This window comes from Hymenobacter daeguensis (assembly GCF_054780555.1).
Genome location: NZ_BAAGWC010000008.1, coordinates 39,981 through 62,503, shown reverse-complemented (window position 1 = coordinate 62,503; position 22,523 = coordinate 39,981). Strand labels below are relative to the sequence as shown.

Below are 22,523 nucleotides of genomic sequence, written 5' to 3'. Positions count from 1 at the left end.
ATGCAACGCTTTCCTAAACCGCGCCCCATGCCGGGCGGCGGACGCACGCGCGCTGGCTGGCTTCGGCTGCTGGGGCTGCTGCTCCTGCTGCTCATTGGCGGGGCCTTGCGCAGCTACGGCCAGGCTACCATTGCCCGGGCCGAGTATTTTATTGACACCGACCCCGGCCTGGGCTCGGCCACGGCCATCGCGCTGCCGGCCACGCCGGCGGCCGATGTGGCGGGGCTGTCGGCCAGCATTCCGCTGAGTGGCTTGAGCACCGGCTTCCACCAACTGGGCGTGCGCAGCCAGGACGCGAACGGGGCCTGGAGCCTCACCAGCCGGCGTACGTTTTACTACGAGCCGGCGGCGCTCGGGCCCTTGCCCAACGTGGTGAAAGTCGAGTATTTCATCGATACCGACCCCGGCACCGGCACTGCCACCGACGTGCCCGTAACGCCCGGCGCCGACCTGAGCGGCGTGGCCTTCAACGTGAGCCTGACCAGCCTCGCAGCTGGTTTTCACCAGCTGGGCGTGCGCAGCCTGGATGCCAATGGCAAATGGAGCCTCACCAACCGGCGCACCTTCTACTACGAGCCGGCGGCGCTGAATGCGCTGCCCAACATCACCAAAGTCGAGTATTTCATCGATACCGACCCCGGCTTCGCGGCGGCCGTGGATGTGCCCGTGACGGCCGGCACCGACCTGAGCGGCGTGGCCTTCAACGTGAACATCAGCAGCCTGGCGGCCGGCTTCCACCAATTGGGCGTGCGCAGCCTGGATGCCAACGGCAAATGGAGCCTCACCAACCGGCGCACGTTCTACTACGAGCCGGCCGCGCTGGCAGCCCTGCCCAACGTGACCAAGGTGGAGTATTTCCTAGACGCGGAGCCGGGCTTCGGCAACGGCGTGGATGTGCCGGTGACGGCCGGCACGGACCTCAGCGGGCTGGTGTTCAACGTGAACCTGAGCAGCCTGGCGGCCGGCTTCCACACCCTGAGCGTGCGCAGCCGCGACGCCAACGGCAAGTGGAGCCTGACCAACGTCCGGACGTTTTACTACGAGCCGGTGCTGGCCGCCGCGCCCAACGTCAACAAAATCGAGTATTACTTCGATACCGACCCCGGCTTTGGCTCGGCCACCGATGTGCCGGTGCCCACGCCGGCTCAGGATTTGGCCAACTTCAGCTTCACGGCCGATGCCAGCGCCCTGGCCGATGGGGCGCACCGCATCTTCATCCGCTCGCGCGATGCCAACGGCAAGTGGAGCCTGGTGAGCAACAAGAGCTTCGTGAAAAACGGCTGCGCCTCCTCGCCCAGCCTGGCGGCCGGCCTGGCCAGCAGCAGCTACACCTACGGCGGCAGCACCAACGGCCTGTCCGAAACGGCTTTCAACACCGACCCGGCCACGCCCACCACCAGCAACACCTTCTACGGCTACAACGGCAGCTATTTGCAGGCCGACCTGGGCGCGGCCCAGACCATCAGCGAGGTGCGGGTGAAGTTCACCAACTCGCCCACGCCCACCAACTTCACGCTCCTGGTTCAGACGGCCCCGGCGCTGGCCGGCCCCTACACCACCGTGGACACCTACACCGCCACCTTCAACGCCAACACCACCTACCCGGTGACGCGCACGCTGGCTACCCCGGCCACCAACGTGCGGGCGCTGCGCCTGGTGCTTCAGCAAACGGGCGGCAACTACGTGGTGGTGAGCGGCGTGGGCGCGTACTACTTCAACTGCGCCAGCCCCAGCATCACCAGCTTCACGCCCACGGGCGGCGGCGCGGGCACGGTGGTCACCCTCACCGGCACCAACCTGAGCGGGGCCACGGCCGTGACCTTCAACGGCGTGCCGGCGGTGGTGAGCACCATCGTCAACAACACCAGCACCGGCCTCACGGTGACGGCCCCGGTGGGCGGCACCACCGGCCCCATCTGCGTGACCACGCCGGCCGGCACGGCCTGCTCGGCGGGCAGCTTCGCCTACCCGCCCACCATTGCGACGGGCGCGGTGTCGGCTTCGGCGTTTTGCGCCAGCACGCTCATCCAAGTGCCGTTCACGACCAACGTGGCCAGCTACGGCGCGGGCAACGTGTTCAGCTTCCAGCTCTCGGATGCCAATGGCGTGTTCACGGCCGGCTCGCGGCTGTACGGCACTTTGATTAGCCAGAATGCCAGCGGCGGCATTCTGCGCGACTCGGTGGCCTTCCGCACGCCAGCCGGCACCGGCTACCGGGTGCGCGTGGTGGCTTCTAACCCAAGTATTATCGGCACCGATAACGGGACCAACCTGACTATTTATGCCACTCCGGCGGCCACGGCCTCGGCGGCGCAAACCACCGTGCCTTACAACGGCACCATCCAGCTTTCGGCCCAGCCCACGGGCCAGAGCAGCTACCAGTGGTACGTGGCCTACACCAGCGGCGGCACGGCCTATGTGGGCGCCGGCCAGACGCTGAACCTGAACAACGCCCAGCCCACGCAGAGCGGCAAATACTTCGTGTTTGTGAACAGCGCCAACGGCTGCCAGGACTCGGCCAGCGTGCGGGTGCTGGTGCAGCCGAATACGGTGCCGGTGCTGGCCATCAGCCAGTTCGGCTTCTCGGGCTGCGCGGGGGCCACGTTCAACGTGGGCTTCTCGGTGACGGGCAACAACTTCCTGAGCGGCAACACTATTTCGGTGCAGCTCTCGGATGCCAGCGGCTCGTTTGCCGCGCCCACGGTGATTGGCTCGGCGGCCTTCACGGGCCAGGGCGGCGGCGCGATTTCGGCCACCATTCCGACCAGCACGCCTACCGGCACGGGCTACCGCATTCGCCTGGTGGGCTCCAGCCCGGCGGTGACCAGCACCACCGATAACGGCTCGAATATCAGCATCACGACCCAGCCCACGGCCACACCAGGCAGCAACTCGCCGGTGGCCTACAACGGCACCATTCAGCTCACGGCCGCTCCCGTGGCGGGTGCTACTTACCAGTGGTTCGGCCCCGGCTTCGCCTCGACCCAGCAGAACCCGACCATCCCAAATGCCACGCCCGGCAACAGCGGCACCTACACCCTCTACGTGACGGTGAACGGCTGCCAGAGCCCCGGTGCGACTACGCAGGTGACGGTGAACCCCTCGGCGCAGCCCATTCTGGCCATTGCGCAGTTCGGCGGTTCGCTCTGCCCCGGCACGGGCCTGAACATCGGCTTCTCGGTGACGGGCAACGTGTTTGGCGCGAGCAACACCATCACGGCGCAGCTTTCCGATGCCAGCGGCTCGTTTGCGGTGCCGGTGGCCATTGGCTCGGTGGCTTTCACCGGGCAGGGCAGCGGCACGGTTTCGACCCTAGTGCCGCAGGGCACCACGGCCGGCACGGGCTACCGCATCCGCCTCGTGGGCTCGAACCCGGCCGTGACCAGCACCACGGACAACGGCGCGAACCTGACCGTGCCCACCACGCTGGTGGCCACGGCCGGCAGCAACTCGCCCATTGCCTCGGGCGGCACCCTGCAGCTGAACGCCGGGCCCAACGGCGCGGCCACCTACCAGTGGTACGTGAACTACACCAGCGGCGGCACGGCCTTCATCAGCAACCAGCAGAACCCGACGTTCAACAACGTGACCACGGCTTCGTCGGGCTTCTACTACGTGTTTGTGACGCAGGGCGGCTGCACCGATTCGGCCTCCGTGCGCGTGCTGGTGAACCCGCCGGCCACGACCACGCTGGCGCTGGGCGCCTTCTCCGGGCAGTTTTGCGCGGGCACGGGCTACGCGGTGAACTACAGCGTGGGCGGCGCGGGCCTGAGCAATGGCACCATCACGGCGCAGCTGTCGGATGCCAGCGGCAGCTTTGCTTCGCCGGTTGCGCTGGGCAGCGTGAGCTTCAACGGCACGGGCACGGGCAGCCTCGGCTTTACCATGCCGACTTCGGTGGCCGATGGCACCGGCTACCGGATTCGGCTGGTGAGCACCGGCCCGGCCCTGACCAGCGCCGACAACGGCGCGAACCTGACCATCTCGAACCTGATTAACGTGGCGGCCGGCTCCAACTCGCCGGTAGCCTCGGGCGCCCTGATTCAGTTCAACAGCAGCGGCGTGCCGGTGGGCGCCACCATCGCCTGGACCGGCCCGAACAGCTTCAGCAGCAGCCAGCCCAACCCCAGCATTGCCAACGCCAACGCGGCCAACGCGGGCACCTACAGCTTCACCGTGACCTTCAATGGCTGCTCGGTGACGCGGCAGGTGCAGGTGGTGGTGGGGGCGCCGGTGCTGGCCATCAGCACGGGCCCGGTGAGCGGCTCGCTCTGCCCCGGCTCGGCCATTTCGGTGCCGTACGCGGTGACGACGGGCAGCGTGAACGGCGGCAATACCTTCACGGTGCAGCTCTCGAATGCCAGCGGCTCGTTTGCCTCGCCCGTGACCATCGGCTCGCTGAGCAGCAGCGCGGCCAGCGGCACGATTTCGGCCGTGATTCCGACCAGCACCCCGGCCGGCAGCGGCTACCGCGTGCGCGTGGTGGCCGATAACCCGGCCGCCGTGGGCTCCGACAACGGCGCGAACCTGACCGTGAATGCCCTCACCTTCGCCTGGACGGGCGGCGTGAGCACCGACTGGTTCAACCCCGCCAACTGGAGCTGCGGGCAGGTGCCCACCGCCACCAGCGTGGTCACGATTCCGGGCGGCGCGACCTTCTACCCGGTTATCACCGGGGGCACGGCCGTGGCCCTGAACATCACCATCGCCAGCACGGCCACGTTCACGGTCAATTCCAGCTTCAACCTCTACGGCAGCATCGTCAACAACGGCACGGTGCTGAGCGGCACGGCTTCGACGTGGAGCTTCGTGGGGGGCGGCAGCCAGACCATCAGCGGCAACCCGCTGCAATTCGGCAGCTTCGTCATCAACAGCGGCGTGACGCTGAACGTGAATGCTACCCTGAACATCTACGGCAGCTGGACCAACAACGGCCTTTACGTGGGCAACAGCGCCTACAACGTGGTGTTCAATGGCGCGGGCGGCACGCAGGTCATCGGCGGCGGCAGCGTCACGAGCTTCTACAACGTGCTGGTGAGCAGCGGCGCGGTGGTCAACCTGGGCATCAACACGGTGTTTCTGGGCAACGTGACGGCGACCGGCCTCTTCAACGCGACGGGCTACGGCGTGGCCTTCAACGGCACGGCGGCCCAGACCATCGGCGGCACCGGCACCACGTTCTACGGCATCACCATCAACAACACGGTGGGCGTGAGCCTGGTAAACAACATCACCGTGCTCGGCGACTGGATTAACAACGGTGCGTTCTCGGGCGGCACGTACTCGGTGATTTTCGCCGGCACCGTGGCCCAGATTATCGGCGGCACGCAGGTCACGAACTTCTACAGCGTGACGTTCCAGAACCTGATTTCCGTGACGCTGCACCAGAACATCTACGTGCTGGGCGGCTTCGTGAACACGGGCGTGTTCTACGGCTGGTACCTGAGCGGCAGCGTGACCAACGGCTACTTCGTGCGCTTCGGCGGCACCACGGCGCAGGTGATTACCGCCAACAACACGACCTACTTCTACCACTTCTACGCCGACAACGCGGCCGGCGTGAGCCTGGCCACCAGCATCTACATCGCCGGCAACTACTACCTGTACTCGGGCAGCTTCAACCCCGGCACCTACACGGTGTACTTCAACGGCAGCGAAGGCCCGACGGTGGTGCAGACGGTGGGCGGCTACATTCCTCTCACCTTCCACACCTGGGGCATCGGGGCGGGCGCTTACGTCCGGCTGATTCAGAACGTGACGCTGCTGGGCAGCTTCGGCAACCTGGGCACCTTCTACGGCTACAACCTGGTGGGCGGCGTGTACACGGGCTACACCTTCACGTTCGGCGGCTCGGCGGCCCAAAGCCTGATTGGCAGCACGGGCGTGTTCGAGTTCTGGCACGTGACCTGGAACAACCTGGCGGGCATCACGCTCAACCAGAACATCAGCGTGTGGGGCAACTGGCTGAACAACGGCGGCTTCCTGGCCAACGGCTACCTCGTCAATTTCATTGGCAACGTGGCCCAGACCATCGGCGGCCCGGCACTGACCACGTTCCACCACGTCACCATCACCAACGCGGTTTCGGTGTCGCTGCTGCAACCCATCACCGTGCTCGGTAACTGGGCCGGCGCGGGCGTGTTCCTCGGCAATGGCTACCTCACGTACTTCAACGGCACGGCCGTCCAGACCATTACGGCCGGCCTGAATACACGTTTCTTCGACCTGCGCTTCAACAACCCGACGACGATAACGCTGCTCTCGAACATCTACCTGCTGGGCAGCTGGACGCACGATGGCGGCTTCGTGGCCAACGGCTACACGGTGTTCTTCAACGGCACGGGCGCGACGCAGGTCATTGCGGGCACGGCCACCACACTGTTCCACCACCTCACCATCCTCACGGGGGCGCAGGTGCAGCTGGGCCGCGTGGTCACCATCCTCGGCGACTGGACCAACAACGGCAGCTTCCTGCACGGCAACTTCACGGTGACGTTTGCCGGCAGCATCGCGCAGCTCATCAGCGGCAGCACCTCGACCATCTTCTACGGCATCACTTTCGCCAATACCGGCACCGTGACGCTGGGGCAGGATATTCGGGTGCGCGGCGGCTGGTTGAACAACGGCGTATTCGCCCCGGCCACTTACACGGTGTACTTCGATGGCAGCATCGCGCAGCTGATTGGCGGCTCGGCCACCACGACGTTCTTCGGGCTGAACATCGGCAACACGGTGGGCGGCGTGAGCATAGCCGGGCCGATTTTCATCCGGGGCAACCTGGTGAATGACGGCCTCTTCAGCTGCGCCGGCTACCTCGTGACGTTCAACGGCACCGCCCTGCAAACCATCGGCGGGACGAGCACGACCATCTTCGGCGACATCACGACCAACAACGCGGTGGGCGTGGCCCTGGGCCAGAACATCCGGGTACGCGGCGACTTCCGCAACCTGGCGCTGTTTACGGCCGGCGGCTACATTGTGTACTTCGACGGCAGCATCGCCCAGAACATCTACTCGACGGGCACGCTCACCTTCCACAACGTGGTTTTTGCCAACGTGCTGGGCGTGACCTTGCAGAACAACATCTTCCTGACCGGCAACTGGACCAACAACGGCGGCTTCCTCGCCAATGGCAAGCTGGTGACCTTCAACGGCACGGTGCTGCAAACCATCGGCGGCGCGGTGGCGACGACGTTCCACCACTTCACTATTGCCACGGGCTCCATTGTTCAGCAAAACCTCGGCATCATGCTGCTCGGTGATTGGACCAACAACGGCAGCTTCCTGCACAACAGCCTGCTGGTGTATTTCAATGGCACCGCCCTGCAAACCATCGCCGGCACGTCCCTGACGACCTTCTACGACGTGACGTTTAACAACGCAGTGAACGTGAGCCTCGGCCAGAACATCGACGTGGTGCGCAACTTCGTGAACCAGGGCGGCTACTGCGGCTGCGGCTTCCGCACCCGCTTCAACGGCACGGTGCCGCAGAGCATTACCTGCACCTCCGGCCGCACGCATTTCCACGATATCACCTTCGATAACCTGGCCGGCGTGACGCTGCTCAACGGCATCTACGTGAGCGGGCTGTGGGTGAACAACGGCGGCTACCTGGCCAACAACCAGCTGGTGATTTTCGACGGGACGCAGCTGCAAAGCATCGGCGGCACCGCCCTCACGGCCTTCTGGAACGTGCAGGTGACCAACGCGGTGAACGTGCAGCTGCTGCGCGACATCACCGTGGGCGGCTACTTCACCAACAACGGCGTGTTCAGCGGCAACGGCTTCCTGACCACCTTCGTGGGCACGGCCCTGCAAACCATCACCACCAGCGGCGCGGGCGCCCTCACCACCTTCCACCACATCACCTGGGCCAACCCGGTGGGCTGCGTGCTGGCCGGCGACATCTACGTGAAGGGCAACTGGCTCTGCAACGGCCCCTTCAACCCCGCCACCTGGACGGTGTACTTCAACGGCACCGTGGCCCAGACCTGCGGCGGCACCCAGCCCATTCGCTTCTTCGGCCTGAGCTGCTCGAACCCCGCCGGCGTGACCTACAACGGCCCCGTGTACCTCACCGGCAACTTCGTTAACACCGGCCTGGTGAACTGCGGCACCTACGGCTGGTACTGCATCGGCACGGCCGCCCAAACCATTGGCGGCATCTCGACGACGCCGACGCGGTTCTACGACCTGTTCATTCAGAACGCCACCGGCGTCACGGCCACAGATAACTTCTTCCTGACCCATGTGCTGACCCCCACCACCGGCAACCTCGCCTCCAACGGCCACCTCACCCTGGTAAGCAACGCCAGCGGCACCGCCATGGTGGTGAACCCCGTGGGCGGCGGCGTGGTAACGGGCGTGGCCACGATGGAGCGCTTCATCACGGGCCTGAGCGGCGCGCCCGGCTACCGCCACTATTCGTCGCCCATGAAGCTGAGCGCGGGCGCCATCAGCACCACCGTGCAGGAGTTTGCCGACGACCTGCCGGTGTTCGAGCTGAACCCGGCTTACAACACGGTGGGCAACTCGGCCACGCCCTTCCCCACCCTGTTCAAGTACGACGAAACCCGCCTCACGGCCAGCAAGCCCGGTTTCGACGACGGCTGGATGGTGCCCACCGGCACCGAGAACCTGGAGCCCCTGCGCGGCTACACCGCCCAAACACTGCCCACCACCACGGTGGACATTTCGGGCGAGCTGAACACCGGCAGCGTGAGCTACAACCTCACGCGCGGCAGCCTGGCCAACGCCGGCTGGCACCTGCTCGGCAACCCCTACCCGGCACCCATCGACTGGGACGTGGTGCGCAGCACCACCGGCCTGCTTACCGGCGTGGCCGATGCCCTCTACGTGTTCCAGCCCAGCGGCCAATACACCGGCACCTACAAAGCCTATGTGAATGGCCTCGGCCAGAACGGCGGCACCAAGGACCTGGCCGCCATGCAGGGCTTCTTCGTGCGGGCCACCGCCCCCACCGCCAGCGTGAGCATGACCAACGCCGTGCGCGCCACGAGCTACCTGTCGCCCACCTTCGAGCGCCAGGGTGCCCCCGGCACCGGCCCGGTTGCCGCCAGCGGCCCCGCCCGCCCGGTGCTGCGCCTCGAAGCCCGCAACGTGGCCAACGCCACCGCCGATGAAACGGTCATCTACTTCGAGCCGGCCGCTGCTCTCGGCTTCAGCCCGCAGCACGATGCCTACAAGGTGCAGCTCAACGGCAACGGCCGCCCCAGCCTCTGGAGCCAGGCCGGCCCCGAGAGCTTCGCCATCAACGGCCTGCCCGACCTGGCCACGGCCCCCGTCATCCCCCTCGGGGTGCGCGTGAGCCAGGACGGCAACCACGAGCTGACCCTCACGGCCCTGACCGATGCGCCCGCCGGCACGCAGGTCTGGCTCGAAGACCGGGTGCTGAACCGCCGCCAGAACCTGGCCGCCAACCCCACCTACGCCTTCGCGATGCTGGCCAGCTACAGCGGCCCGCGCTTCTACCTCAACTTCGTGGCCGCCTCGCCGCTGGCCGTGACGACCGGCAAGCTGGAAGCCCGCACCGCCCTCTACCCCAACCCCACCACCGACCGCGCCACCCTGGAACTGGCCGGCCTGCGCGAGCAGGGCGCGGTGAAAGTAGACGTAGTGAACGTGCTGGGCCAGACCGTGCAGCAGCTCAGCACCCGCCCCAAACAAGGGTTCCTCACCGAAACCCTGAACCTGAGCGGCCTGCCCTCCGGCGTCTACACCGTCCGCATCCACGCCCAGGAAGGCACGGTGGTAAAACGCCTGGTGAAGGAGTAGGAACGTGCCACGGCGCGTTCTATCGCCTGAGCAACAAAAAGCCTCGCCAGTGTCTGGCGAGGCTTTTTTAATGGGTTGTCAGAACCATCCAGAACGTCATGCTGAGCGTAGCGCAGCGAAGTCGAAGCATCTCGCGTGCAGCACTAACCAATGCCGTTGCAACGAAGCGGTAGAGATGCTTCGGCTACGCTCAGCATGACGGGCAGGGGGCAGCATATGACGGCTTGGGAAAACCAGTCCCATCGAAACCGGATTCACAAGCTGTTTTCTATCTTTGAACAGCAGCCAACTGTCCTCCTCAGAACTTCCCCGCTACCCGGCCCGTTTTCACCAAAACGCTTCCCCATGTCATTCCAACTCACCGCCCCATCTGCGCCGCTGAATGAGCTCCAAATCAGCTTGCTTCGGCTGTTTGGCCACGGCATGAGCGATGCTCAGATACTGGAGCTGAAGCGAGTGCTGGTGCGCCATTACTCGGCCCAATTGCAGCAGGAAGCCACCCGCGCCAGCGACGAGCGGGGCTACACTGCCGACGATTTCGACCGCCTGCTCAATCAGGCATCCTGATGCGCCGGGTCGTTGTTGACACCAACTGCCTGCTCGCTTCCATTTCCCCGCGCAGCCCGTATTACCGGCTGTATCAGTTGTTCGAAGCCGAGGCGTTTGAATGGGTGGTCAGCAATGAAATCTTAACCGAGTACGAGGAACAACTAACCAAGCATACTCGGCGGCAACTGCTCAGTTGGTGCTCACCATCCTTACCGTAGAGCCCAATACCCATTTTCAGGAAGCCTATTACAACTGGCAGCTCATCGCGGCCGATGCCGACGACAATAAGTTTGTGGATGTCGCCATTGCGGCCGGTGCCGAATGCATCATCACCAATGACCGCCACTTTCAGGTGTTGCGCGCCATTGAGTTTCCCAGTGTGCCGGTAGTATCCTTGGCGGAGTTTCTGGCCCTGTTTCCAGCCTAGCCCCGTGCATCCACGCCCAGAAAGGCACCGTGGTGAAACGCCTGGTGAAGGAGTAAGCTCCCGTAGCCTGAGCAACAAAAAAGCCCCGCCAGTGTCTGGCGAGGCTTTCTTTATTTCAGCTATTTACTTTCCATCGTACCGCTTCCGCGCTTCGGGCGTGACGGGGGCGAAGAAGTTGACCAGGTTGCCGTCGGGGTCGCGGAACAGCAGCGAGCGGTTGCCCCAGGGCATGGTGGTGGGCACCTGCACCACCTGCTCGCCGAGGAAATCGGCCAGCCGCTGGTATTCGGCATCCACGTCCGCCACCCGGAATTCGAGGATAACCGACTGGTTGGCGGCGGCGCGGGCCAGGTGGGTGCCGCCAAACGGCTGCAGGGTGCGCGTGCTGCTGATGCCCACCGTGCCCACGGCCGTTTGCAGCTCGGCAAAATCGTCGGTGTAGCGCGTGGTCGGCAGGCCGGTCACCTGCTCGTAGAACGCCAGCAGGGGCTTGATGTCTTCGGTGATGAGGCGAACAGAGGCAAAATTCATAAAGCGGAGGGTAAAAAGTGAATGGGTTGATTGATGCCCCAAAGCACGCCCCGTCCACTGACAGCCCTATGGCAGTCCGATTTTCACCCCCGAAAAAAATGTGGGCCCGTCACGAAGTAGGGTGCGGGGGCAAGCCCCGCACCCTACTTCATTTTTCGCAATCCACTTCGCCCCGAGGAAATTCAGGCCCGGCGCGGAATGTTGAGCGTGGCGATGTACTCCGTGAGCGTGATGTGCTCCGGCCGGCCAAACGGCACGGTGGTGGCCGTGAGACGCTGAATGCGCGTCACGCGGAAGTCGCGGTAGTCCTGCCGCAGGTGGCACCAGCCAATGAGGTGCCAGGCGAAATTGTAGAAGGCCAGCCCAATCGGCTCGACGCGGCGCTGGCTGTCGGCGCCGCTCTTGTCGCGGTAGTCCACTTCCAGCACGTGCCGTCCCGCAATGGCCGCCTGCAAGGTGGCCAGGTAGCCCGCCGGCCCCTGGAAATACTCCGGCAAATGCAGCTCGATGCGGCTCGTGAACTGCTCCAGCCGGGCCTTCTCGGGCGCCCGCAGCACGGCCTTCACCTTGTGCAGCGCCGTGGCATAGTGCCCCTGAATGGACGAGTCGGCCAGAGCGGCGGCCAGCTTTTCGAGCAGCACCAGCGCGTTGGCCTCGTCCGGCGTGAAGCTCACCGGCGGCAGGAAGTAGCCCTGCACCAGGTAGTAGCCCCGGTTCGGCTCGAAGCTGATGGGAATGCCCTGCTCGCCCAGTGCCCTGATGTCGCGGTACACCGTCCGCACACTAATGCCGAAGTGCGCGGCTATCGCCTCGGCCGGCACGTATTTTTTCGTTTGCAGCAGGGTGGTGATGCCGAACAGGCGGTCGATGCGGTTCATGAGGAATTGGCAGGACTTGGAGACAGGACGCAAAATTCACTAAAAGCCCGGTCATGCTGAGCTTGTCGACGCATCTCTACCGCTCCGTCTGGCTCCCCTCTCCTGCGGAGAGGGGCCGGGGGGAGGTTGCCCGCGCCGCCGAAGCGGCAGCGCCAAGCCTGCCCGGTCAGAAGTCAGGTAACTACAGAACAGTCCGCCCGCTCGCCGGCCGCTTCTTTGCGTTCGTCATCAATTTTCCCGCCCCATGAAATTCCTTCTCGCGCCGCTGGCCGCCGCCCTGGCCGCCTTTTCGCTGCACGCCCCCACCCCGCCGAAAAAAGCCGCCGCGCCCAAAGACTACGTCATCACCCAATACGGGGCCAGCCTCGACAGCACGAAGCTGAACACGGTGGCCATTCAAAAGGTAATCGACAAAGCCAGCGCCGCCGGCGGCGGCACTGTAGTGGTCCCGAAAGGCGTTTTCCTGAGCGGGGCGCTGTTTTTCAAGCCCAACACCCACCTGCGCGTGCTGGCCGGCGGCAAGCTCAAAGGCTCCGACAACATTGCCGACTACCCCCTCATTCCCTCGCGCATGGAGGGCCAGAAGCTCGACTACTACGCCGCCCTCGTCAACGCCACCAAGGTAAACGGCTTCAGCATCAGCGGCCCGGGCACCATCGACGGCAACGGGCTGAAGTTCTGGAAGCGGTTCTGGTTCTACCGCGACTCGATGCAGAAGTTGGGCAAATACGCCACCAACCTGGAGGTGCACCGCCCCCGGCTGGTCTTCATCTGGGGCTGCGACAACGTGACCATCAAAAACGCCCGGCTGCACAATTCCGGCTTCTGGACCACCCACCTCTACCAGTGCACTAATGTGCTCATCGAAGGCTGCGACATCCGCTCGCCCTTCCGCCCCGTGAAATCGCCCAGCACCGACGCCATCGACATCGACGTGTGCCGGAAGGTCACCGTCCGGGGCTGCTATATTTCTGTCAACGACGACGGCATTGCCATCAAGGGCGGTAAGGGCCCCACCGCCCAGAAACTCCCCGAAAACGGCCCCATCGAAGACGTGCTGGTCGAAAACTGCACCTTCGGCGAAGTGCACGCCGCCCTCACCTGCGGCAGCGAGTGCATCCACGCCAACCGCATTGTGATGCGCAACTGCAAGATGGACAACGAGCGGCCCGTTCTGCTCCTCAAAATGCGCCCCGACACCTACCAGCTCTACGAAAACATCACCATCGACGGCATCACCGGCAAGTGCGGCACCCTCGTCACGCTCTCGCCCTGGACGCAGTTCTTCAACATGGCCGGCAGCACCGAGAAGCCCTTCGGCACCATCCGCAACATCACCGTTTCCAACGTAAAAGTGAAGTGCAAGCAGTTTGCCGTGCTCAACGGCAACCCCACCGACAAGGTGAGCAACATCACCTTCCGAAACGTGGACGCCATCGCCGACCAACCCACTTTCCCCAACAAATACCCCGACGTAAAATTCGAGCACGTCACGCTCAACGGTGCGCCCCTCACCGCCGCGGCCCAAACCGGCCCGGCCGCGACGCCGCTGAAACCGGACTAACCTCACCCCCGGCCCCTCTCCCGCGGAGAGGGGTGCCAGACGACAGCTACTTGAAATTGTCAGGCTCCCCCCTCTCCGCGGGAGAGGGGCCGGGGGGTGAGGTGAACGAACCCACATAAAAAGGCCTCCCCAGTAGCTGGCGGGGCCTTTTTATGAGCAACAGCGCGGGGCCTTAGCGGCGGCCGTGGCCGTCGTAGCGGTGCTGGGCTTCCCAGCGGGCGCGCTGGGCGGCGCGCTGCTGCTGGGCGCGGCGCTGGGCCTCGAGGCGGGCGCGCTCGGCGGCCAGGCGCTGCCGCTCGCGTTGGGCGGCTTCGATGCGGGCCCGCTCAATGGCCCGCTCGCGCTCGATACGGGCTATTTCGCGGCGGTCGCGGATGGGAGGATACGAGGCAGTGGCGGCTTGCGAAGTGGTGGCGGCAAACAGGCCCAGGGCGGCAACGAACGAAAAAAGTGCGGTTTTCATGGCGATAAAGGGTTAAATGGGTTGTGGTTAGAAGCGTGTTGATGCGCTTGTCTATCCCATTGCAAGCCCTGTACCACCTCCTGGGGCCAGTAGCGTTTTGGGCCCGATTCACCGTCGAAGCGGGTCAGAATATCGGCTTGCCTGCGTGTTTTGCCTACCAGGCTTCGCCGCCGCCGCGCCCAAAACAGCCTGTTTGAGGCCCTGGCGCTTCACTTCTTCAGCGGGTCGTGGCCCCAGTTCATGAGGGAGTAGCGCCAGCGGGAGGTTTCCACGTCCTTCTGATGGTGCGGGCCCTGGGCCAGGTGGCGGGCCACGTAGCTGTGCACCTTGTGCATGTGGGCTTCGTCGGCGGCGGTAAGGTCGGCCTTTTTCTTGTGCAGGATTTCGATGATGCGCTCGCCGGAATGGTGGCCGATGCTCTGGCCGTCGCCACTGTCCTGGCCCACCGACCTGGATTCGTCGGTTTTGAGCCATTTGTCCAGCTCGCTGGCCGTCATGTTTACGTCTTGTTTGAAGGCGGCGTAGATGTCGCCGGCCTCGGAAGCGGGAGTGGTTGCCATGGTGTAGGAGGATAGTATTTCAGGAAAGGATTATTAGCAGACTACTGCCCATTGCGGCACCGGGTTGCGCCGCCGCGGGCGGCCCGGCTGCCGCCAGCCAACCGCAGGGGCATTACTTTTGTCCAAATTCTCTAACGTTCCTTATTCATCAAGCTTATGTTTCGTTTACGCATTACGCTGGCTCTGCTCCTGTTTTCGCTGCCCGGCCTGATGGCTCACGCCCAAACCAAAAAGAAGAATAACAGCGGCGGCGGCGGCAGCAGCGCCTCGGGCTATAGCACCGGCATTGGCCTGCGCGGCGGCGGCTGGTCGTCGGGGCTCACCATAAAGCACTTTCTGGGCAGCGGCAAGGGCGTGGCCATCGAAGGTCTGCTCACTACCGAGTACAAGGCCCACGGCGGCCGGCTCACCATTCTGGGCGAGAAGCACCACCAGATTGCCGACGCCAAAGGCCTGCAGTTTTACTACGGCGCGGGCTTCCATGCCGGGGCCTACCAGGGCCGCTACTACTTCGCCGATGAGCGGTTTTATTATAACGGCCGCAACGGCGACGTGTATTTCATCAAGGGCAACAAAGCCGGCTACTATTACGATGAAAACACCTACCTCGCCATCGGCGCCGACCTCATCCTCGGCCTCGAGTACAAGCTGCCCGACCTGCCCTTCGTGGTCGGCGTCGACTACAAGCCCTTCTTCGAGGTATTTCACGGCTACACCGGCTTCTACAACGACGCGGCCGTGAGCCTGCGCTTCACGTTCTAAAACCGGTTCAATTGCCCATCAAAAAGGCCCCGTCAGATTCTGGCGGGGCCTTTTTGATGGGCGGCATCTAAACAAGAGCGGTCATGCGGAGCGCCGCCGGGGGTGCTGCTGCCTGGCTCAGCTGAAATCCGTGGCCGTGGCCTGGGCCTGCCACTGCTGCATCTGCTGCTGCACGGCGGCCATTTTCTGGTCAGCCATCCGGTACGCGTCCGCCCCGAGGAAGAGTGTGAGGGGCGGCTGCCCGGCCTCGCTCACTGCGATGAGCAGGGCCACGGCTTTGGCCGGGTCGCCGGGCTGCTGGCCGTTGATGTGCTGCTGGTGGGCCAGCTGCGACTCGCGCACTTCCTGGTAGGCATCCATCGGGTTTTGCGGCGTGCCCACCGAGCCGGCCGACAGGAATTCGGTGCGGAAATAGCCCGGCAGCACCACCGTGGCCCTGATGCCGAACCGGGCCACTTCCGCCGCATACGCCTCGGTGAGCCCCACCACCGCAAACTTGGTGGCGCAGTAGATGCCCCAGCCCGGGAAATTGCCGGTGAAGCCCCCCACGGAGGAAATATTGAACACCACGCCCGCCTGCTGGGCGCGCAGCTGCGGCGTGGCCTGCCGCAGCACGTTCAGCAGCCCGAACACGTTGATGTCGAAGTTCTGCCGCGCTTCGGCATCGGACAGCTCCTCGAGGCTGCCGATGAGGCCGTAGCCCGCGTTGTTCACCACCACGTCGATGCGGCCGAACGCGGCCACGGTGGCCCGCACGGCCTCGCCCACGCTGGCCTCGTCGGCCAGGTCCACCTGCAGCGGCAGGAAGTTTTCGGAAGTGCTATCGACAGCGCGGCGCAGGTCGGCGGCGCGGCGCGAGGTGGCGGCCACGGCGTAGCCCTGCTGCAGCAGCTGCTGCACCAGCAGCAGGCCGAGGCCCTTGGAAGCGCCGGTTACAAACCAGGTTTTCTTGGTTGAAGGAGTCATTGGAAAGCGGTTTTATTTGATGGGAAAAGGTTATTTCGATGTTTCGCGGTAGAAGACATAGCCGCCGTGGTAGAGCACGCCGTCGCGGAATTCGCCATCGGCGGTGAAGCCGGTATCGTCCACGTAGTCGATGTGATTTCCGCTGACGGTGTAGCGGCCGGTGTAGGCGCTTTGGGTGCGGCCCCGGGCCTCATCGTAGCGGCCGCCGAGCAGCAGCTCCTGACGGATGTAGCCGTCTCGGGTCACCCACATGCCGAGGTAAGGATGCTCGGCGGCGCTTGCGGCCGGCTGTGGCGCTTGGTTTTTAGTAGTCATCGTGCCGGGTTAAACGCGGGGCCCTACTCCGTGAAGCCAATGCTGGTGGACACCGACTTCCAGGCTTCAAGCTCCTGGTTCAGTGCATTTAGCCTGGCCTGGGCGCGGCTGTAAGCATCGGCCCCGAGCAGCAGGTGCAGCGGCGGTTTTTCTTCGGCAGCCAGGCGGATAATGGCCGCCGCCGCCCTGGCCGGGTCGCCGGCCTGCGCCCCGTTCATGGTGAGGTAGCGGGCGTGGGAGGCGCGCACGGCCTCGTACTCGGCAATGGGCTGCCGGGCCATTACCAGCGACGCGGGCGTGAGGAAATTGGTACGCAAAGCGCCGGGCTCCACCACCGTCACCCGCAGGCCGAAATCGGCCACGTCCTGGGCCAGCACTTCGGTAAAGGCGCTCATCGCCGCCTTCGTAGCCGCGTAGATGGCCCAGCCCGCAGCGCCCGCCATGGCCGCAATGGAGGAAATGTTGATGACGTGCCCGCTCCCTTGCGCCCGCAGGTGCGGCAGGGCCTTGCGAATCACGTTCAGCGCCCCGAACACGTTGGTTTCGAAGCTGTGGCGGGTTTCGGCATCGGTCATTTCCTCGATGCTGCCGCCCATGCCGTAGCCGGCGTTGTTCACCACCACGTCGAGGCGGCCGAAGGTGGCCACGGCGGTTTCGATGGCCTGCGCCACGCTGGCCTCGTTGGGCAGGTCGACGGCCAGCGGCAGGAAGGAATCGGTGGGTTCGGAGATGGCGGCGGTGAGGCCGGCCAGGTGGCGCGAGGTGGCGGCCACGCGGTGCCCAGCCGCCAGCAGCTGGGTGGCCAGCGCCAGGCCCAGGCCCTGCGAGGCGCCGGTGATGAACCAGGTTTGGGGGGTGTTCATAAAGCGTGCTGTTAGTACAGCACAAAGGTTGGGCTAGCCAAGGCCGGCCCGTTTGCCCCAATCAAACCAATGCTTACGAAAATCAAACAGCCCGCACGGCGGTGGGCGTGTGGCCGGTGTGCTTCTTGAAAAAATTATTGAAATGCGCCGGCTCCTCAAACCCCAGGCTGTAGCCGATGAGGCCCACCGGCCAGTCGGTGTGCCGGAGCAGGGCCTGGGCTTCCTGCACCAGGCGCTCGGCCAGCAGCTGGGTGGTGGTTTTGCCGGTCACTTCCTTCAGGGCGCGGTTGAGGTGGTTGGTGTGCACGGCCAGCTGCGCGGCAAAGGCCTGGGCCGTGCGCAGCGGCACCTGCTGGCCGGGCACCTCGATGGGAAACTGCCGGGCCAGCAGCTCGGTAAAGAGCGAGGCAATGCGCGTGGAGGCCGTGCTTTCGCGGTAGAGCGTGGTGGCCGGCTGCAGCTTCTGGGCGCTGTGAATGAGCTCCAGCACGTAGGCCCGCAGCAGGTCGTACTTGAAGGCATAGTCCGAATCCAGCTCGTCGGCCATCTTTTGAAACAGCTGGCGCGTGGCGGCCTGCTGGGTTTCATTGAGCAGGTAGATGGCTTGGCCATCGGGCTGAAACACCGGAAAGTCGGGGAGCCGGATGCTGGTGTGCTGCTGCAGAAAATGCTCGGTGAAGATGCAGAAAAACCCGCTCTGCTGCGCGTCGAACGGCTCCCAGTGGTAGGGCACCTGCGGGTTGGAGAAGAACAGGGCGTTGCCCTCCACGCCCACGCTCTTGTCGGCGTAGTGGTAGGTGCTGCGGCCCACCACGAAGGTGATTTTATAGAAGTCCTTGCGGCTGTAGGGCAGGCATTTCGCGGCCGGCCCCACGAAGTCATCGAGCCGGAAGACGTTGAAGTGGCCAAGGTCCTGGCGCAGGTTGTCGGGCAGCCAGTTTACTTTGACGCGGTAAAAGTCTTCGAGGGTGTGGTGCTGGGGCATGGCCCGAAGTTACGTAAATCAAACGAGCCGGCGGCGTTGCCGGGCAGCGCGGCCCGGCAGCCGCTGTAATGCGGCCGCCACCGGGCGCGATAACAGGCCGCGCAGCGGCCCGGATATTCAGGCCCGCAAATACTTCGCTGCGCCTACTTTTGCCCCATCACCGTCCTGCGCTTGCCATGAGCTCCCTGATTCAATTTGTTGCCAACTACGACGACCTTTCCACCGACAAGGGCTTCCAGTTCAAGTTTCACTGCGACCGGTGCCGCAACGGCTACATGTCGCGGTTTCAGCCCAACGCCATCGGCATTGCGGGCAGCTTTCTGCAGGCGGCCAGCAGCCTGTTTGGCGGGCTGGGCGGGGCCGAGAATGCGGCCTACCACATTCAGCGGGCCGTGGGCGGCAAGGCCCACGACGAAGCCCTGGAAAAAGCCGTGGCCGAGGGCAAGCAGCAGTTTAAGCAATGCACCCGCTGCGGCCACTGGGTGTGCCCCGATGCCTGCTGGAACCACAGCGCCGGCCTCTGCGAAGACTGCGCCCCCGACGAGCAGGAGGAGCTGCGCGCCCAGCAGGCCCAGGCCGCCCGCGAGCAGATTCACACCAAAACCCGCGAGCAGGACTACACCAAAAACCTCGATTTCCTGAACCGCGACCCGCTGGTGCAGTGCCCCAACTGCCAGGCCAGGCTGCAGGCCGGCCAGAAGTTCTGCGGCAGCTGCGGCACGCCCAACCCCGCCGCGCAGGCGCAGGAGCGCCACTGCACCGGCTGCGGCGAGAAGCTGAAGCCCGAGCAGAAATTCTGCGCCAATTGCGGCACGAAGAATTAGGGAGTAAGCAATGAGCAAAAAACCCTCATGCTGAGCGCAGCCCAGGCATCGCTGCCGCCGCCGCAAACAGCTTACCGGCGGCGGCGGCGCGCGGCATGAGGGCTTCGCCAACCGGTTTTTTCCTACGAAAGCATGGCCACCGTCAAACCCATTCTCCGCATTTTTGATTACGCCAAAGCCCTCGAATTCTATAAGGAGTGGCTGGGGTTTCGCATCGACTGGGAGCACCGGCCGGAAGGCAGCCCGGTGTACCTGCAAATCAGCCGCGACGACGTGACGCTGCACCTTTCGGAGCACCACGGCGACTGCTCACCGGGGGCGCGGGTATTTATTGATGACTTCCAGCACCTGGCGGCCTTTCACCAGCACCTGCTGGGCAAGGAATACCGCTACAACCGGCCCGGCCTGCACAACCCTTTCTACGACCCTACGGCGCTGGAAATGACCGTGCACGACCCGTTCGGCAACCGCCTCACGTTTGTGGAGCGAGGGTAGGCGGCGGTGACGGGGCCGGTTCTGCCCGGCCGCCGGTAACTTAGTGGTGGTGTTTCCGCTTTAGCTTTTCATGCCCGACTCCTCCTTGCCAGCCCTGCCGGCCGATTTGCCCGCCTCTGAAGACTTGCTGCGCGTGCTGCTCAGTATTTCCCAAACGGGTATTATGGCGCTGCGACCCGTGTACGATGCCGGCGGCACCACCATCATCGACCTGGCCTGGGTGCACCTCAACCCCGCCGCCCAGCAGATGCTGCGGCTGCCCCAGCGCCCCACCGAGTCGTTTCTGACGCTGTTTCCGACGGCGGAGGCGGCCGGGGTGTTCGGGTTTTACCGCGACGCGTTCCTGTCGGGCCAGGTGGAAAGCCGCCAGAACAACTACCAGTTCGACGGCCTCGACGGCTACTACCTGCTGGTGGCCCGGCGCCAGGGCGAGGTGCTGCTGGTGAGCTTCGACGACACCAACGGCCAGCCCCGCACGGCCATGGTGGAGGAGCTGCGCGCCAGCCAGGCCCGCGAGCTGGAGGCCCGCGCCGAGGCCGAAACCGAGCGCAACCTGTTTCAGGCCGTGCTCACGCAGTCGCCGGTGGGCATTGGGCTGTTTCAGGGCGAGGACATGGTGGTGACGCTGGCCAACGACGTGCTGTGCGCCATGTGGGGCCACGCGCCGGCCGAGATTGTGGACCGGCCACTGCTCGAGGGCGTGCCCGAGCTGCACGGCCAGGGCTTCACCGACCTCATGCGCGAGGTGGCGCGCACGCAGGTCCCGTTTGTGGGCACCGAAGTACCGGCCGAGCTTCTGCGCCACGACCACCTGGAAACCAGCTACTACAACTTTGTTTATAAGCCCTTGTATGGCCCCGACGGCAACGCCCTGGGCGTCATCGACATTGCCATCGACGTAACCGAGCAGGTGCAGGCCCGCCAGCGCGTGCAGCAGCTGAACGAGGAGCTGGGCAGCCGCGTGGCCGAGCGCACCCGGCAGCTGCAGGCCGCCCAGCTGGCCACCGAAAACCAGCGGGCCGAGCTGCAGCGCGTTTTTGAGCAGGCTCCGGTGGCCATCTGCGTGTTTCGCGGCCCCGGGTACGAGCTGGAGATTGTGAACCCGCCCATGGCCTCCATGCTGGGCCGGCCGGTGGAAAAGCTGGTGGGCCGGCCGTTTGGCGAGGCCGTGCCGGAGCTGGTCCACCTGCATCCGGTGCTTGACGAGGTGCGCCGGACCGGCCAGCCGTATGTCGCGCAGGAAAGCGCCATTCGCCTGGCCCACCACCGGGCCGATGAAGTGGGCTACTTCAACTTCGTGTACCAGCCGCTGCACGACGAGCAGGGCCAGGTCACGGGCGTTATCTGCGTGGCCACGGAGATGACCGAGCAGGTGCACGCCCGCCAGGCCACCGAGGCCGCAGCCCAGCGCCTGCGCCTGCTCACCGATGCCCTGCCCGTGCTCATTGGCTACCTCGACCGCGAGCAGCGCTACCAGTTTGCCAACCTCGCCTACCAGGACTGGTTCAACATCGACCCGGCGGCGCTGCTGGGCCGCAAGGTGCGCGATGTGGTGGGCGAGCAGGCGTATGCCAACACCAAAGGCTACATGGCCCGCGCCCTGGCCGGCGAGCGGCTGTCGTTTGAATCCCGGATGCCCTACCGCGAAGATTTCGTGAAGTACATCCACACCGACTACATCCCCGATGTCCAGCACGGCGAGGTGAAAGGCTTTTACACGCTCGTCACCGATATTACCAGCCACACCGACGCCCGCCGGCAGGTGCAGGAGCTGAACGAGGAGCTGGCCGCCATCAACGAGGAAATGCTGGTGGCCAACGAGGAGCTGCGCGACGCCAACGCCCGCCTCAATCACACCAACGTGGACCTGGACACCTTTGTGTACACGGCCTCGCACGACCTCAAGGCGCCCATTGCCAACATCGAAGGCCTGCTGCTGGCCCTGCGCGAGCAGCTGCCCGGCGCCGTGCGCAACGACCCCGAAGTGGCCCGGCTGCTGGGTTTCATGCACGGCTCGGTGGAGCGGTTTCAGCGCACGCTGGTGCACCTCACCGACATCAGCAAGCTGCAGCAGGCCCACGCCGAGCCCGCCGAGCTGGTGGACCTGGCCGCCCAGGTCGAAGCCATCCGCCTCGACCTGGCGCCCGCGCTGGCCGCCGCGCAGGGCCGGCTGCTGGTCGATGTCAGGACCTGCCCCACGGTGCGCTTCTCGCCCAAAAACCTGCGCAGCGTGCTCTACAACCTGCTCTCGAACGCCATCAAGTACCAGGCGGCCGGCCGGCCGCCAGTGGTGCAGCTGCGCGCTTTCTGCCTCAACGACCAGATACACCTCGAGGTGCAGGACAATGGCCTGGGCCTTAGCGAGGAAGAGCAGGGCAAGCTGTTTGTGATGTTCCGCCGCCTGCACACCCACGTCGAGGGCACGGGCGTGGGGCTCTACATGGTGAAGCGCATTGTGGAGAATGCCGGCGGCAGCATTCGGGTGCAGAGCACCCCCGGGGTGGGCTCCACGTTTACGGTGCTGCTGCCCGAGCACAGCTGAACCT

The 22,523-nt window shown here is 64.9% G+C and carries 17 protein-coding genes; 9 read left to right on the top strand and 8 right to left on the bottom strand.

Annotation, left to right across the window (positions count from 1 at the left end; genetic code table 11):
- The 4 genes from ACYVHT_RS11070 (at position 1) to ACYVHT_RS11055 (ending at position 10,771) form a co-directional block, all read left to right on the top strand.
- Positions 1-9,795 (top strand): T9SS type A sorting domain-containing protein, encoded by a 9,795-nt coding sequence (locus ACYVHT_RS11070; RefSeq protein ID WP_460551213.1) that lies wholly within the window; start codon positions 1-3, stop codon positions 9,793-9,795.
- A 345-nt stretch (positions 9,796-10,140) separates the two neighbouring features.
- Positions 10,141-10,362, top strand: coding sequence for a hypothetical protein (locus ACYVHT_RS11065; RefSeq protein WP_460551211.1), 222 nt, complete (start codon positions 10,141-10,143; stop codon positions 10,360-10,362).
- Positions 10,362-10,562 (top strand): PIN domain-containing protein, encoded by a 201-nt coding sequence (locus ACYVHT_RS11060; RefSeq protein ID WP_460551208.1) that lies wholly within the window; start codon positions 10,362-10,364, stop codon positions 10,560-10,562. The genes ACYVHT_RS11065 and ACYVHT_RS11060 overlap by 1 nt, the downstream gene beginning before the upstream one ends.
- Positions 10,541-10,771, top strand: a complete 231-nt coding sequence (locus ACYVHT_RS11055) for a PIN domain-containing protein (protein ID WP_460551205.1) — start codon at positions 10,541-10,543, stop codon at positions 10,769-10,771. Before ACYVHT_RS11060 ends, ACYVHT_RS11055 begins: the two co-directional genes overlap by 22 nt.
- 123 nt (positions 10,772-10,894) lie before the next feature.
- Here ACYVHT_RS11055 and ACYVHT_RS11050 read toward each other — a convergent pair whose 3' ends face one another.
- Both ACYVHT_RS11050 and ACYVHT_RS11045 read right to left on the bottom strand, forming a co-directional pair.
- Entirely contained in the window at positions 10,895-11,302 is a 408-nt protein-coding gene (locus ACYVHT_RS11050; protein ID WP_460551202.1) for a VOC family protein, read from the bottom strand.
- A gap of 182 nt (positions 11,303-11,484) precedes the next feature.
- Entirely contained in the window at positions 11,485-12,180 is a 696-nt protein-coding gene (locus ACYVHT_RS11045) for a helix-turn-helix transcriptional regulator (protein ID WP_460551199.1), read from the bottom strand.
- 244 nt (positions 12,181-12,424) lie between these two features.
- Here ACYVHT_RS11045 and ACYVHT_RS11040 point away from each other — a divergent pair, with 244 nt between their 5' ends.
- Entirely contained in the window at positions 12,425-13,744 is a 1,320-nt protein-coding gene (locus ACYVHT_RS11040; RefSeq protein WP_460551196.1) for a glycoside hydrolase family 28 protein, read from the top strand.
- 172 nt (positions 13,745-13,916) lie between these two features.
- On the opposite strand, the gene ACYVHT_RS11035 is transcribed toward ACYVHT_RS11040, so the two are convergent.
- Positions 13,917-14,207: a hypothetical protein gene (locus tag ACYVHT_RS11035; RefSeq protein ID WP_460551193.1), complete on the bottom strand. Its 291-nt coding sequence runs from the start codon at positions 14,205-14,207 to the stop codon at positions 13,917-13,919.
- A gap of 209 nt (positions 14,208-14,416) precedes the next feature.
- On the bottom strand, positions 14,417-14,767 hold the full coding sequence (locus tag ACYVHT_RS11030; RefSeq protein WP_460551190.1) for a DUF3140 domain-containing protein: 351 nt from the start codon (positions 14,765-14,767) through the stop codon (positions 14,417-14,419).
- 156 nt (positions 14,768-14,923) lie between these two features.
- On the opposite strand from ACYVHT_RS11030, the gene ACYVHT_RS11025 reads away from it, so the two are divergent.
- Complete coding sequence (locus ACYVHT_RS11025; protein ID WP_460551187.1) at positions 14,924-15,529, top strand: hypothetical protein; 606 nt, start codon at positions 14,924-14,926, stop codon at positions 15,527-15,529.
- A 117-nt stretch (positions 15,530-15,646) separates the two neighbouring features.
- Here ACYVHT_RS11025 and ACYVHT_RS11020 read toward each other — a convergent pair whose 3' ends face one another.
- The 4 genes from ACYVHT_RS11020 to ACYVHT_RS11005 all read right to left on the bottom strand — a co-directional run bounded on the left by ACYVHT_RS11020 (position 15,647) and on the right by ACYVHT_RS11005 (position 18,658).
- Complete coding sequence (locus ACYVHT_RS11020; protein WP_460551184.1) at positions 15,647-16,495, bottom strand: SDR family oxidoreductase; 849 nt, start codon at positions 16,493-16,495, stop codon at positions 15,647-15,649.
- A gap of 30 nt (positions 16,496-16,525) precedes the next feature.
- A complete protein-coding gene (locus tag ACYVHT_RS11015) occupies positions 16,526-16,810 on the bottom strand; it encodes an Atu4866 domain-containing protein (protein WP_460551181.1) in 285 nt (94 codons plus the stop codon).
- Between the two features lie 23 nt (positions 16,811-16,833).
- On the bottom strand, positions 16,834-17,673 hold the full coding sequence (locus ACYVHT_RS11010) for a Rossmann-fold NAD(P)-binding domain-containing protein (protein WP_460551178.1): 840 nt from the start codon (positions 17,671-17,673) through the stop codon (positions 16,834-16,836).
- Positions 17,674-17,755: 82 nt separating this feature from the next.
- Complete coding sequence (locus tag ACYVHT_RS11005; RefSeq protein WP_460551176.1) at positions 17,756-18,658, bottom strand: helix-turn-helix domain-containing protein; 903 nt, start codon at positions 18,656-18,658, stop codon at positions 17,756-17,758.
- A gap of 176 nt (positions 18,659-18,834) precedes the next feature.
- Here ACYVHT_RS11005 and ACYVHT_RS11000 point away from each other — a divergent pair, with 176 nt between their 5' ends.
- The 3 genes from ACYVHT_RS11000 (at position 18,835) to ACYVHT_RS10990 (ending at position 22,519) form a co-directional block, all read left to right on the top strand.
- Complete coding sequence (locus ACYVHT_RS11000) at positions 18,835-19,482, top strand: zinc ribbon domain-containing protein (RefSeq protein ID WP_460551173.1); 648 nt, start codon at positions 18,835-18,837, stop codon at positions 19,480-19,482.
- Positions 19,483-19,614: 132 nt separating this feature from the next.
- Positions 19,615-19,977, top strand: a complete 363-nt coding sequence (locus ACYVHT_RS10995) for a glyoxalase superfamily protein (RefSeq protein ID WP_460551171.1) — start codon at positions 19,615-19,617, stop codon at positions 19,975-19,977.
- Positions 19,978-20,047: 70 nt separating this feature from the next.
- Entirely contained in the window at positions 20,048-22,519 is a 2,472-nt protein-coding gene (locus ACYVHT_RS10990; protein WP_460551168.1) for a PAS domain-containing sensor histidine kinase, read from the top strand.
- Positions 22,520-22,523: the final 4 nt, after the last annotated feature.